The organism is Pseudomonas sp. RL_105y_Pfl2_101 (genome assembly GCF_963970585.1).
GTDB lineage: Bacteria > Pseudomonadota > Gammaproteobacteria > Pseudomonadales > Pseudomonadaceae > Aquipseudomonas.
This window is the reverse complement of the sequence record NZ_CAXAPG010000034.1, coordinates 24,118-36,221: the sequence shown is the minus strand read 5'-3', so window position 1 is coordinate 36,221 and position 12,104 is coordinate 24,118. Positions and strand designations below refer to the sequence as shown.

The following is a 12,104-nucleotide window of genomic DNA, read 5'->3' as shown; positions in this document are numbered from 1 at the left end:
GGATTGGGGCAGACTCAACCCTATGTGACAGCTGATCCACTGCCGTCGCGAGCAAGCCCGTTCCCACATTGGTTTGTATTCACCACATAACCTTTGTGGGAGCGGGCTTGCTCGCGAAGCAGTCGCCTCGGTCAATCAGAACTACCCCAAATCCCAAGGCCAAAAAAAGCCCGGGAACGGCCCACACCGTCCCGGGCTTTTTCATGCCTGCGGGGTTAGAACGCGCCCATGTAGTCGCGCTTGCCCACTTCCACGCCATTGTGGCGCAGCAATGCGTAAGTGGTGGTGACGTGGAAGAAGAACTGCGGCAGGCCGTAGGTCAGCAGGTAATTCTGGCCGCTGAAGCGCTTTTCCTTCGGCGTACCCGGACGGGTGACGATTTCGATGCCTTCGTTGCCATCGATCTGCTCTGGGCGGATGCCGTCGATAAAGGCCAAGACTTTGGCGATCAAGGCTTGCAGCTCGGCGAAAGTGGTCTCGCTGTCCTCATATTTCGGCACGTCGATCTCGGCCAGGCGTGCAGACACACCTTTGGCGAAGTCCACCGCGATCTGCACCTGACGCACCAACGGGAACATGTCCGGGTACAGGCGGGCTTGCAAAAAGGCGTTCGGGTCGATGTTCTTCGCGGTGGCGTGGGCTTCGGCCTTGTTCAGAACGTCGCTCAACGCGTTGAGCATCTGCTTGAAAACCGGGACGGAAGCGGCGTACAGGGAAATAGTCATGGCGATCTCATGCAGGTGACAGGAAAGAATGAATCAAACGGCTGCGATTATAGCCACGGCTGGTTGCACAGCTTGTCTTTTATTGCGCAAGGATTAGGCTAGGCGGCTTCCACTGCATAGGGAACGCGCGATGAGCATCGAAGAACAACGCCAGGCTGAAGAACCACGGCTCAATAGCACGGAAATTCGCATCCTCGGCGCGCTGGTCGAGAAGCAGGCCACTAACCCCGAGACCTACCCGCTGACCCTCAACGCCCTGGTACTGGCCTGCAACCAGAAAACCAGCCGCGAACCGGTGATGAATCTCAATCCAGGTCAGGTCGGCCAGAGCCTGCGGGCGCTGGAAGGCCGCGGCTTTACCAAACTGGTAATGGGCAGCCGCGCCGACCGCTGGGAGCATCGGGTCGACAAAGCCCTGGAGCTGGTACCGGCCCAGGTGGTCCTGATGGGCCTGCTGTTCCTGCGTGGCCCGCAAACCGTCAATGAGCTACTGACCCGCAGCGGACGGATGCATGACTTCGAAGACGCCGAACAAGTGGTGCACCAGCTTGAACGCCTGATTGCCCGTGGGTTGGCGCTGCTGGTGCCACGCCAGGCCGGCCAGCGCGAAGACCGCTATGTGCACGCCATGGGCGACCCGGCGGACATCGAAGCGATTCTCGCCGCCCGCCAGCACCCGGTGGAGCGTGGTGCCGGCGGCGGTGTCTCGCTGGAGCGCATCGAAGAGCTCGAAGCGCGGATCGCGGCGCTGGAAGAACGCCTGGCAAGACTGGAGTCATTGCCAGGCGCTGTGTAGGAGCTGTCGAGTGCAACGAGGCTGCGATCTTTCCCCGAAAAATTGAATCTCAGGTGAAAAAGAAAGATCAAAAGATCACATCCTTCGAACGCGCCTACATGGACCGGGCGAAGGCCACGGCTTTTTCAAATTGCTCCGGATTGGGCCGCACGCCGGTGTACAGCACGAACTGTTCCAGGGCCTGGATCGCAATGACTTCCAGCCCCGTGATGACTCGCTTGCCTTCGGCCCGGGCGCGCACGATCAGTGGCGTTTGCGACGGGATCGCCACGACATCGAACACCGTCTCGGCCGCGACGATGGTTTCGGGCTTAAACGCCAACTGGTCGGCCTCCGGGCCGCCGGTCATGCCGATCGGCGTGACATTGATCAGCATCTGTGGCCGTCGGGTACCCAGGTCAGCTTGCCATTCATACCCCAGGGACTCGGCCAGAGCTCGCCCGGCGGCCTCATTGCGAGCAACGATCAGCCCATTCTTGTACCCCCCATCCCGCAAGGCACTGGCCACAGCCTTGGCCATGCCGCCGCTGCCACGCAAGGCAAAGGTCGAGTCCTTGGGCACCGCGTGGCTTTGCAACAACTGGGCGATGGCGATGTAGTCAGTGTTGTAGGCCTTCAGATGACCGTTGGTATTGACGATGGTGTTGATGGACTGGATCGCGGCAGCGGAAGGATCCAGCTCGTCCACCAAGGCAATGCAGGCTTCCTTGAACGGCATCGACACACCGCATCCACGAATCCCCAGGGCACGGATACCGCCCACAGCTCCAGGCAGGTCCTGGCTGCTGAACGCCTTGTAATAGAAATTCAGGCCCAATTGTTCATACAGGTGATTATGAAAGCGCAGGCCGAAGTTTCCGGGACGCCCCGATAGCGACATGCACAGCTGGGTGTCTTTGTTGGGATTGATCTGCATGCGTGTCTCCTTGCCATTCACTTTCGGACAGACGGAATCACCGCTGCGAAAGGTTTTATTCGATGAGGATACCGCCAGCCCCAGCCCGGTCTCAGGCTCCTGGATGACGCCGCGCGGTCAAGAAAAGCGCCACAGACCTTACACAATATTTACCCAACGGCGTCACAAATCCTGAGAAAATCGTTGTCAGAGCAAGTATCCCCGCGACCCTCATCGGGTCTGTTGCAGACCACAGGCGTTGGGGCCGAAACGAGGAATAGCCATGAATCGTAAACTTCCCATCATCGCCCTGCTCATGGGGGCACTCGCGGTCACCGGCCAGGCATCCGCCCACGGTCGTGGTGGTTGGGAGGGGCCCGCAGTGTTTGGCGCAATCGTCGGTTCGGCCATCGTTGGCTCGGCCCTCATCAATCGTGATCGGCCGGTGTATGTGCAGCAACCGGTCTACCTCCAGCCACAGCCGGTCTACTACCAGGCACCACCACCGGTCTACTACCAGCCGCAGCCGGTGTATGTAGAGCGACCGATCTACTATCGCCCGGCACCGGTGCATTACGGGCCACCACGGGGCCACTACTATGGCCCGCCTCGTGGTCATTACGGTCGCTGGTAACCAGCCACCCGCGTGGTACAAAAAAGCCTGTGATCAATGATCACAGGCTTTTTCATATTCGCTGGTTAACCGCTCCCACTGTGTAGGAGCTGTCGAGTGCAACGAGGCTGCGATCTTTCCCCAATCACTTGAATCTCAAGCGAAGGACCAAATCGTCCGAACGCGGCCCGAGCCGTCGCCAGCGCCTACAGAGCCCTGCGGGAGCAAGCTCTCTCGGCACAGAGGGTAATCGTCAGACGTGCTCACCGCTTTTCAGACGAATCGGCGCATGCTCCGGCGCCCCGTGAACAGGCTCCGCCACCACGGGAATCTCGTTGCCATCGCAGTCGTGCAGCTTGCCATCGCAGAAGTAATCACCTTCACGTAGCGCTGCCAGGTCCTGATAGCGCAACACCCGCTCAGTGCCGGCGGCAAAAACCGATTGCTGGTCGGAGTTACCCGCAGTGAAGTGGTTGAACGCCAGGTTCAGCGCGATCGCCATGATAGCCGAAGAACTGATGCCCGAATGAAAGATGGTCGCGAACCAGCTCGGGAAATGGTCATAGAAGTTCGGAGCGGCGATAGGAATCATGCCAAAACCAATGGAGGTGGCGACGATGATCAGGTTGACGTTGTTGCGGTAATCGACTTTGGACAGCGTGCGGATGCCACTGGCAGCCACCGTGCCAAACAGCACGATACCGGCACCGCCCAGTACCGAGGTCGGCACCGCAGCGATCACCCGGCCCATGAACGGCAGCAAACCGAGCACCACCAGGAACACCCCGCCGGTCGCCACCACGAAACGGCTCTTGATCCCGGTCACCGCCACCAGCCCGACGTTCTGGGCAAAGGCACTCTGGGTGAAGGAGCCGAAGATCGGCGCGATCATGCTCGACAGCATGTCGGCCCGCAAGCCGTTGCCCAGGCGCCTGGAGTCGACTTTGGTATCGATGATCTCGCCCACGGCCAGGATGTCGGCGGAGGTTTCCACCAGGGTCACCATGATCACAATGCACATCGACAGGATCGCGGCGATGTGGAAAGTCGGCATGCCGAAATGGAACGGTGTCGGGAAGCCGAACATCGGCCCCTGGCTGACCGATGAAAAGTCCGCCATGCCGAGGAACACGGCGATGACGGTACCAATGACCATCGCCAACAGAATCGACAACCGCGAGATGGTTGCACTGCCCATTTTGCTCAGCAATAGCACCAGCACCAGAGTCACTGCGGCCAGGCCAATGTTGGCCATGCTGCCGAAATCAGCGGCGTGGCTGTTTCCCCCCATGGCCCAACGTGCCGCTACCGGCATCAGAGTCAGGCCGATGGTGGTGATCACGATGCCGGTGACCAGTGGCGGAAAGAACCGGGTGATGCGCGAAAATACCGGGGTAATCAGCAGACCAATTAGGGACGCGGCGATCACCGCGCCAAGGATGGCTTGAAAGCCGCCTTCCCCGCCGCTGCCGACAATCGCCACCATGGTCGCCACGCCCGAGAACGATACACCCTGCACCAAGGGCAGTTGGCAGCCGAAGAACGGCAGGCCGAGGGTTTGCAGCAACGTTGCCAAGCCCCCCGCGAACAATGAAGCGGCAATCAACAGGCCGATGTCCGCGGGCGAGAGCCCGGCCGCCTGGCCGATGATCAACGGCACGGCGACGATACCACCGTACATGGTCAACACATGTTGCAGGCCGTAAGCCATATTCGCGCCGACGCCAAGGTTTTCGTCCTCGGGCCGTGGGAGTGAAACATGGGGCGTTTTCATGGTTCGGGGATTCCCTGTTTTTTGTTATGGGCACACTGTATTCAAAACTTAGAACAAATGTCCATAGAGTTGTATACAACTTATCACCATGCGCAGGAACAGGATTTCCCGGTCAACAGCCTTTTTATGACTGGAGCAACCCCACGACAGCCGGCCGCAACAGCTCGCGCGGCGGCACCCGCAGGCCAAACTCTTGCTCCAGCAAGTCGATCAACTCATCGGCATCGACGATCACGCGTCGCTCGCTCTCCTGCCCTATTCGGTGCACGGCATAGCTGTTGCCGTTGAGGGTCTTGCGCAACCCGTCACCGGTGCGGGCGACCATCAACCGGCCCATGAACGGGGATTCAGGGTGGCTGCTGACGTACCAATTACCGAGGGTGTAGTCGATGTCTTCCTGGCGTTGCAGATCGAACAGGTACATCGGCCGCCATTCGTCGGCAATGTTGGCGCGCAGCAGGTAACCGTCCGCATGGGTATCGATGCGGTACGGCTCATGGGGGGTGACTTGTGCCTCATGGCTGTCCAGCAGCAACGGCGCAGTGGGCACCATGCCACCAAAGCCGACGTCGGAGATGTAGCGCACGCCGTCGAACGTCACCAGGCTCAGCCGGTGGGTCCGGGCCGCCCAGGTGCCTTCAGGCGCATTCATCACCACGCGCCCGGTAATGCCGCGGGCATCGAAACCCAGTTCCAGCAACAACGCCAGGAACAATTGGTTGAGTTCATAGCAGTAGCCGCCGCGCCCTTGTTCGAACACTTTTCGCTCGACCGATTCAAGGTCGATGGGCACGGGTTGACGCAGTAACGTCGACAGAGTTTCAAAGGGGAATTCGGTTGTATGGCGCCCTTGCAGTCGACGCAACGTGTCGAGGCTCGGCGCAGGGGGCGCGTCGAAACCCAGGCGCCGCAGATAGCGGGCCGTGTCGCTCAGTTGGGGGTGACTCATGTGGGGTGTCCTTTTCCAGGGTCGGCGCTGCGCTCACAACAAGCGCACAGCTATTGGGCGCCAGATATAAGGCATTCCCCTCACAGAGACAACAATCGACCGGATGCCTCGGGTCACCGCCGTTTGCGGGAAGCCAGGCGGATCCAGGTGGGGGCATGGTCGCTGGGGTGGGGCTGGTTCCGGACCCAGGCGTCCACGCCGGCTTCGCTCAGGGAGGCGCTGGCCACCGGATTGAGCAGCAGGTGATCGATGCGCAGACCAGAGTTCTTCTGCCAGTGCTGGCGGAAATAATCCCAGAAGGTGTAGATCCGCTCGCCTGGATACAGGTGGCGCAACGAATCGGTCCAGCCCTGATCCAGCAGCCGCTGGTAGCACGCCCGGCTTTCGGGCTGCAACAGCGCATCCTTGAGCCAGGAGCGCGGGTTGTAGATGTCCATGTCCGTGGGGACCACATTGTAGTCGCCGGCCAGCACCACGGGATGACCGCTGGCCTGCAACCCTTGGGCGTATTCGATGAGCCGTTCGAACCAGGCCAGCTTGTAGTCGAACTTCGGACCTGGTTGCGGATTGCCGTTGGGCAGGTACAGGCAGCCCACCAGCACGCCATGCACCGCCGCCTCCAGATAGCGACTGTGACTGTCGTCATTCCCGCCGGGCAGGCCTCGGCGGCTCTCCAGTGGCTGCGCGTCACGGGCCAGGATCGCGACACCGTTCCAAGACGCCTGCCCATGCCAGATCGCCCCGTACCCCACCGATTCCAGCTCCGCCGCCGGGAAATCCTTGTCCACGGCCTTGAGCCCCTGCAAACAAACAATGTCGGGGTTTTCCCGCTCCAGCCATTCCAGCAGGTTGGGCAGCCGGGCCCGGATACCATTGATGTTGAAGGTCGCAATCCGAAGGTTTTTCATAGAACCAGAACTCGACATACCAAGTCACCGTTGTGACCGACAACCGGACTTGATGGTTGCAACAGGTTTTCAGGAACCCGTTTTCGGTAAGGGCGGGCCTTTCTCCAACAAGTGCGCAAAGGCTTGTTTGTCGATCGGCCGGCTGAGGAAATAACCCTGCACCTCATGGCATTGGTCCGAGCCCAATGAACCGAGCTGGGCCAGGGTTTCCACGCCCTCGGCAGTCACAGTCAGCCCCATGGCCTTGCCCAGGTTGATGATCGCCTGCACCACGGCGCGGTCATTGCTGCTGCTGCTCATGGAGGCAATGAAGCGCTTGTCGATCTTGATGCCATCGAATGGATAGGTGCGCAGATAACCGAGGGACGAATAACCGGTACCGAAATCGTCCATGTTCAAGCGCACGCCCAGTTCCTTCAGGGCATTCATAACCTGCAGTGCACCATCAACGTCGTTGAGCATCACGCTTTCAGTGATCTCGAGTTCCAGCCGACTCGCCGGGAAACGGGTTTCGATCAACACCTGTCGCACGTCCTCCACCACATCGCTGCGCTGGAACTGCGCCGGTGACAGGTTGACCGAGACCATCAGCTCCCCCGGCCAGGTCAGTGCGGTTTCGCAGGCCTCGCGCAATACCCAACGCGAAAGCGGGACAATCAGGTCAGTTTGCTCGGCCAAGGGAATAAAGGCGTCGGGGCTCAACAAGCCTTGGGTCGGATGCTGCCAGCGAACCAACGCCTCGACCGCCACGATCTCCCGACCATCGACGGTGTAGCGTGGCTGGAAATGCAGGACGAACTCGTTTTTTTTCACGGCCAGACGCAGGTCGCTTTCCAGTTGGCGACGATGCTGGATCTGATCGTTCATTTGCGTGGCGAAATAGCACCAGGTTTTCTTGCCCTCGGACTTGGCCTGGTACAAGGCGATGTCGGCACAGCGGATCAGTTCACCGGGGACATAACCCTGGCGGCGGCTGACAGCGATGCCAATGCTCGCACCGATGTGCAGCGAATGGGTTTCGTAAAGGATCGGTTGTTGCAAGCTGTCGATCAGCCGCTTACAGAAGCGATCGATCTCAGTGGTATGCTCCATCCCATTGAGCACCACCACAAACTCATCGCCCCCCAGGCGTGCCACCAGGTCATGCTCGCGGGTGCTGTCGCGCAGTCGCTGGGCCACTTCCAACAACACCGCGTCGCCGGCCGGGTGGCCGAGGGAGTCGTTGATCGGCTTGAAGTTGTCCAGGTCGACCATCAGCAACGTCAGCGGTGTCGAATGCTCCTTGGCCACCAGCGCATCATCAAGGTGCCGCGCCAGCTTGTTACGGTTCGGCAGGCCGGTCAGCGCATCGTGCATCGACAGATGCTGGACCTGGGCATGGGCCGCCACTTCATCGGTGATGTCACTGGCGGTGCCGCGATAGCCCACCACCTCGGCCTTACTGTGGATCGGGCGTGCCGACACACGACAGAAGCGCAATTGCCCGGAATAATCGCGATAGGAACAGCGCAAGTGGCTGGCGTTCTGTTCCTCCGTCAACTTGCCTAGCCATAGGGCAATCGGCGTGGTGTCGCAATACAGCAGTTGCTCAACATCCTGCCCCAGCCATTGTTGTTCGGAAAACCCGGTGACCGTATTGAAACGCCCCGACAGATAGGTGATGCGTTGCTGCCCGTCGATTTCCCAAATCCAGTCGGAAGCCGCCTCGGCCACGGCCCGGAAGCGCTCTTCGCTGGCCTCGAGGGCATGCGCCGACTGTTCCAGGCTGTCGTAACTGGCGTCCACATGCCGCGCCGTGCGCAACGCATAGCGAAAAAAGTAAGCGGTCAGCAGGGCCAGGATCAGCAACGCACCACCCAGCGGCGGCACCAGGGACCAAAGCAATTGCTGGCCCGGCCGCTCCAAGCGAGACACCAGGCTGAAGCCGGTACTGTCCAGCGGCACGGCCGGCTGGCCGGGCTCAAGCTCGGTGTCTTTCTTGAGGTTCAAGTCGGTGAGGCCATAACTCTTGCCCAGCTTGCGCAGCTTGACGGGCGTCAGTTGGTCGACGAACAGCAAAACCGAGGTGCCTTTGGATTCGACCTGGGGCCGCTCGTCATTGGGCACAATCACCGAGGCCGTGACGATGGCCGGCCAGCCCTCGAACAATGTGTAGCGGATCATCGACGTCGTCAGGTCGAGCTGTGCCTGGAGTTGGTCCACCAACTCTGCCAGCGGCGTGTCTATATAAACCGAGGCGTCACCCTGGACATTGCGCCCACGCACCACGGCATATTTGGTGCGTTGTCGATCGATGACAAACAGACCTTCGTATTCGTCATTGGTGAACAGGGTCTTGCCCATGTTCTGTTCGGCGTAGGCCCATTGCACGTCGACCTCGCCGTTGAGGTGGTCGTAGGCGGTGGTCCAGTAGGCGTAACTGGCGATGTAGTTTTTCGAGGCGGTGACGCGATTTTCGAGGGCGCGCTCGATATAGAAATGCGTCTTGCGCACATCCTCCGCGTCCAGCTTTTGCGCGATGTTGAACAGCGCGGCAATCGCCATCAGGACGCCCAGGACAAACAGCCCCCCGACTGCCACGACCAGGCGACGGGTAATTGGGGTGTGCCGCGCGATGCTCGAAGGGGTATCGGCAGTGGAATCCATTGGCCTGCTCCTGTCCTGTCAACGCTGGCTGCGGTGTCGAGAACGGCGAGGATCCGGGGCCAGTCGTGTTCCCAACCTTAGCGCCCACTGCCTGATCGGTTGGCGAGCCCAGGGTTTTTAGCGAAAAAGCCGACACACCTCGTGTACGTCGCCAGCGCAGTGTCTGAACAATGGACCTGACACGTTGCCGATGATTCCACCCGATCTCAACGATCCGAGCGCGCCAGCGTATCGAGCCCACCTTCCGTCGATAACACCGCCACACGGTTGCGGCCGCTGTGCTTGGCCTGGTAAAGCGCCGCATCGGCCCGCTGGATGAGGACTTCGATGCTGTCCAGGCTGCTGGGCACAAAGGCATAGCAGCCCAGGCTCACCGTGAGGTGGCCGGTCGGGGAGCCGGAATGGGTGATGTGCTTGTCAATGACGCTGTGGCGGATCTGCTCGGCCAACGCCATGGCCCCCAAAAGATTGGTGTCGGGCAACAGGACCGCGAACTCTTCACCGCCATAACGCACCGCCAGATCGGCCTTGCGATGGCAACAGTCCTTGAGCACCTTGGCCACTTCCGCCAGGCAATGATCCCCGGCCACGTGCCCATAGGCGTCGTTGTAGCGCTTGAAAAAATCAATATCGAGCATGATCAGGCTCAAGGGGCTGTGCTGACGGGCGCCCCGACCGAACTCGACGTACAGGGCCCGTTCGAACAGGCGCCGGTTCGCCAGCCCGGTGAGGCTGTCATGGGTGGCAATCTGCTCCAACGCTTCCTGAGCCTTGCGCAAGTCCGCTTCGATCCGTTCGCTGTTACGTACCTGGCGCACGAATACCCAGCCGAACAAGCAAATGCCCAGCACCACCAGGCCGACAATGAGGCTGGATTGGAAAGCCCTGTCATGCCACCCCGACAGAATCGCTTCTTCAGACATCGCAGCAGTGACCACCAACGGATAAGCCTGTAGATGTTGGTGCCCATACAGCCTGACGACACCGTCGATGGCCGAACGGATGAGTGCATCGCCAGACATCCCGCCGGCCAGAGCATGGTTGTAGATGTGTTCCTCGGCCAGCGGCTGACCGATCCGCCCCTCATCGAAAGGGCGCCGGGCCAGGAGTGTCCCATCAGACAAAGCCAGGGCCATCTCGCCTTGCTCATCCAGGCTGAAGCTTTTGAAGAATCGGTCGAAGTACGACATTTTGATGCCGGCCATCAACACGCCTTGGAAGTTGCCATCCTGGTCGTTCAAACGCCGGGAAACGGGAATGATCCATTCGCCGTTTTGTCGGCTGCGGATCGCCGGGCCGATATGAGCGATCAAAGAGGCATTCTGTTGGTGAAACACAAAATACTCCCGATCCGCCACCCCTGCTCCCCTGTGCAGGTTTTCAAAGGAGGTCACGATCCAATGACCGTGTTTGTCGAACAGGAACAGGCCATGCAATTGCTCAAGCGATTGCACACGTCGGGCAAAGGTTTGCTGCAAGCGTGGCTGTACGGCGCGGCCGTAGCCATCGACCTGAATCCAATCCGCCAGACTGGCCAACACCAGATCAGCCTGGAGAAAGGTGTCCTGGGCCTGTTGGGCCATGGCCCGGGTAAGCGTCGCAGAAGCGACGCGGGCCGACTCCTGGTCGTGGCTGCGCGACTGCTCCAGTTGCAGGTAAAGCAAACCGCAGAGGCACAGGCACACCGCCGCGATAAACGTAACCGCTGCCTTGAGCAACGGCAGGCGCTTCAAGGCACCGCCAGGGGGGTGGAAAGGATCGAGAATAGGGATAGACAAGCGAATTCCTGAAGGGGGCACAACATGAGCGAATTCGCTCAGAGTTTCTAATATTCGTGAGCTTAGCCTACCGCTTGTGAGGCGGCAATTTACCCGTGCAGCAGAGCCGATGGGTGGCTGCACTGGATCCAAAAAACCGCCTGCCAGCCGATAAAAATGCCCTCTTCAGAACGGTGAAATTCCCCGTGTAGGAGCTGCCGAAGGCTGCGATCTTTTGATTTTGATTTTTCACTTGGGATTCAAGTGTATTGGGGAAGATCGCAGCCTCGTTGCACTCGACAGTTCCTACACAGCTTCTACAGCCGGGAGCAACCTCCCTTCGCCACGGGTCAGGGTTGCCGCTCTCACCGTACCGGCGGCACCCGGATCTCCCCGGCCCGGCATTGGGTTCTGACGCCCCTGCCACACGCGGCGAACGCCAAATCCTTGTCCATGCACACCCGCACTTCCGACAGTTGCGGCCCGTTGCAAATCACCGCAATGCCGTCGGACGCGATGCCTGGATTGCTTTGGCGGAACAGCCGGACGATTTCATCAGCCTCAAAATAATACGAGGAATTGAACGGTTGCAGCTGCGGTGGGATTTTCACCGCGCCCAAGGCTTTGTCGGCAACCTCCAGGTAGCCCATGGCACCCAGGCCACTGCAAGTGCCGTGCTTGGACCATTCATGCGCCATCAACTTGCCAGAGGGAAACAAAGTCAGGCCCTTCTTCTGCTCCGCCACCGTCAACGGCACCTGGGGCACACAGGATTGCGGCCAGCCGCCCCGGGTGTATTGCGGCCAGAGACCATGGAGCACAAAGCCGTAGCCCTTGCCGGAACACTGCGCATCCTTCTGGTGAGTCAGGCAGAACGTCGGTGACCAGGACAGCGCCAGCAGGTAGTAATCGAACACCCCGGCCACGGATTGCGCCCGTGCATTGCCGGATTCGCGGGCATTGGCCGCGCCCGTGGAACCCAGTGTCAGTACGATCAGCATGACAATGGCAAGATGTTGTTTCATTGACCCACTCCTTGGG

Annotated in this window: 10 protein-coding genes; 2 read left to right on the top strand and 8 right to left on the bottom strand. The window is 60.1% G+C overall.

Features of this window, described 5'->3' with window-relative positions; translation table 11 throughout:
* Positions 1–215 precede the first annotated feature (215 nt).
* Entirely contained in the window at positions 216–725 is a 510-nt protein-coding gene (locus AACY31_RS24630; RefSeq protein WP_339505209.1) for a DUF1993 domain-containing protein, read from the bottom strand.
* 130 nt (positions 726–855) lie between these two features.
* On the opposite strand from AACY31_RS24630, the gene AACY31_RS24625 reads away from it, so the two are divergent.
* On the top strand, positions 856–1,521 hold the full coding sequence (locus tag AACY31_RS24625; RefSeq protein ID WP_339479970.1) for a YceH family protein: 666 nt from the start codon (positions 856–858) through the stop codon (positions 1,519–1,521).
* Positions 1,522–1,615: 94 nt separating this feature from the next.
* Here AACY31_RS24625 and AACY31_RS24620 read toward each other — a convergent pair whose 3' ends face one another.
* Entirely contained in the window at positions 1,616–2,437 is an 822-nt protein-coding gene (locus AACY31_RS24620; protein WP_339505208.1) for a shikimate 5-dehydrogenase, read from the bottom strand.
* A gap of 262 nt (positions 2,438–2,699) precedes the next feature.
* Here AACY31_RS24620 and AACY31_RS24615 point away from each other — a divergent pair, with 262 nt between their 5' ends.
* Positions 2,700–3,050 (top strand): hypothetical protein, encoded by a 351-nt coding sequence (locus AACY31_RS24615; protein WP_339479968.1) that lies wholly within the window; start codon positions 2,700–2,702, stop codon positions 3,048–3,050.
* A 232-nt stretch (positions 3,051–3,282) separates the two neighbouring features.
* Here AACY31_RS24615 and AACY31_RS24610 read toward each other — a convergent pair whose 3' ends face one another.
* From AACY31_RS24610 to AACY31_RS24585, 6 genes are all read right to left on the bottom strand, one after another.
* Entirely contained in the window at positions 3,283–4,803 is a 1,521-nt protein-coding gene (locus AACY31_RS24610) for a nucleobase:cation symporter-2 family protein (protein WP_339479967.1), read from the bottom strand.
* A 124-nt stretch (positions 4,804–4,927) separates the two neighbouring features.
* Positions 4,928–5,752, bottom strand: a complete 825-nt coding sequence (locus AACY31_RS24605) for an arylamine N-acetyltransferase family protein (protein WP_339479966.1) — start codon at positions 5,750–5,752, stop codon at positions 4,928–4,930.
* Positions 5,753–5,865: 113 nt separating this feature from the next.
* Positions 5,866–6,660 carry an exodeoxyribonuclease III gene (xth, locus tag AACY31_RS24600; RefSeq protein WP_339505207.1) on the bottom strand — a complete coding sequence of 265 codons (795 nt, stop codon included), beginning with the start codon at positions 6,658–6,660 and terminating at the stop codon, positions 5,866–5,868.
* 69 nt (positions 6,661–6,729) lie between these two features.
* On the bottom strand, positions 6,730–9,306 hold the full coding sequence (locus AACY31_RS24595; protein WP_339492890.1) for a bifunctional diguanylate cyclase/phosphodiesterase: 2,577 nt from the start codon (positions 9,304–9,306) through the stop codon (positions 6,730–6,732).
* A 206-nt stretch (positions 9,307–9,512) separates the two neighbouring features.
* A complete protein-coding gene (locus AACY31_RS24590) occupies positions 9,513–11,084 on the bottom strand; it encodes a sensor domain-containing diguanylate cyclase (RefSeq protein WP_339479963.1) in 1,572 nt (523 codons plus the stop codon).
* A 344-nt stretch (positions 11,085–11,428) separates the two neighbouring features.
* Positions 11,429–12,088 (bottom strand): ribonuclease T2, encoded by a 660-nt coding sequence (locus AACY31_RS24585; protein ID WP_339505206.1) that lies wholly within the window; start codon positions 12,086–12,088, stop codon positions 11,429–11,431.
* Between the last annotated feature and the right edge of the window lie 16 nt (positions 12,089–12,104).

Excerpts from the sequence above, each read along its gene's own strand:
- AACY31_RS24630 (WP_339505209.1), bottom strand. The coding sequence starts at position 725 with ATGACTATTTCCCTGTACGCCGCTTCCGTCCCGGTTTTCAAGCAGATG.
- AACY31_RS24625 (WP_339479970.1), top strand. The coding sequence starts at position 856 with ATGAGCATCGAAGAACAACGCCAGGCTGAAGAACCACGGCTCAATAGC.
- AACY31_RS24620 (WP_339505208.1), bottom strand. The coding sequence starts at position 2,437 with ATGCAGATCAATCCCAACAAAGACACCCAGCTGTGCATGTCGCTATCG.
- AACY31_RS24615 (WP_339479968.1), top strand. The coding sequence starts at position 2,700 with ATGAATCGTAAACTTCCCATCATCGCCCTGCTCATGGGGGCACTCGCG.
- AACY31_RS24610 (WP_339479967.1), bottom strand. The coding sequence starts at position 4,803 with ATGAAAACGCCCCATGTTTCACTCCCACGGCCCGAGGACGAAAACCTT.
- AACY31_RS24605 (WP_339479966.1), bottom strand. The coding sequence starts at position 5,752 with ATGAGTCACCCCCAACTGAGCGACACGGCCCGCTATCTGCGGCGCCTG.
- xth (WP_339505207.1), bottom strand. The coding sequence starts at position 6,660 with ATGAAAAACCTTCGGATTGCGACCTTCAACATCAATGGTATCCGGGCC.
- AACY31_RS24595 (WP_339492890.1), bottom strand. The coding sequence starts at position 9,306 with ATGGATTCCACTGCCGATACCCCTTCGAGCATCGCGCGGCACACCCCA.
- AACY31_RS24585 (WP_339505206.1), bottom strand. The coding sequence starts at position 12,088 with ATGAAACAACATCTTGCCATTGTCATGCTGATCGTACTGACACTGGGT.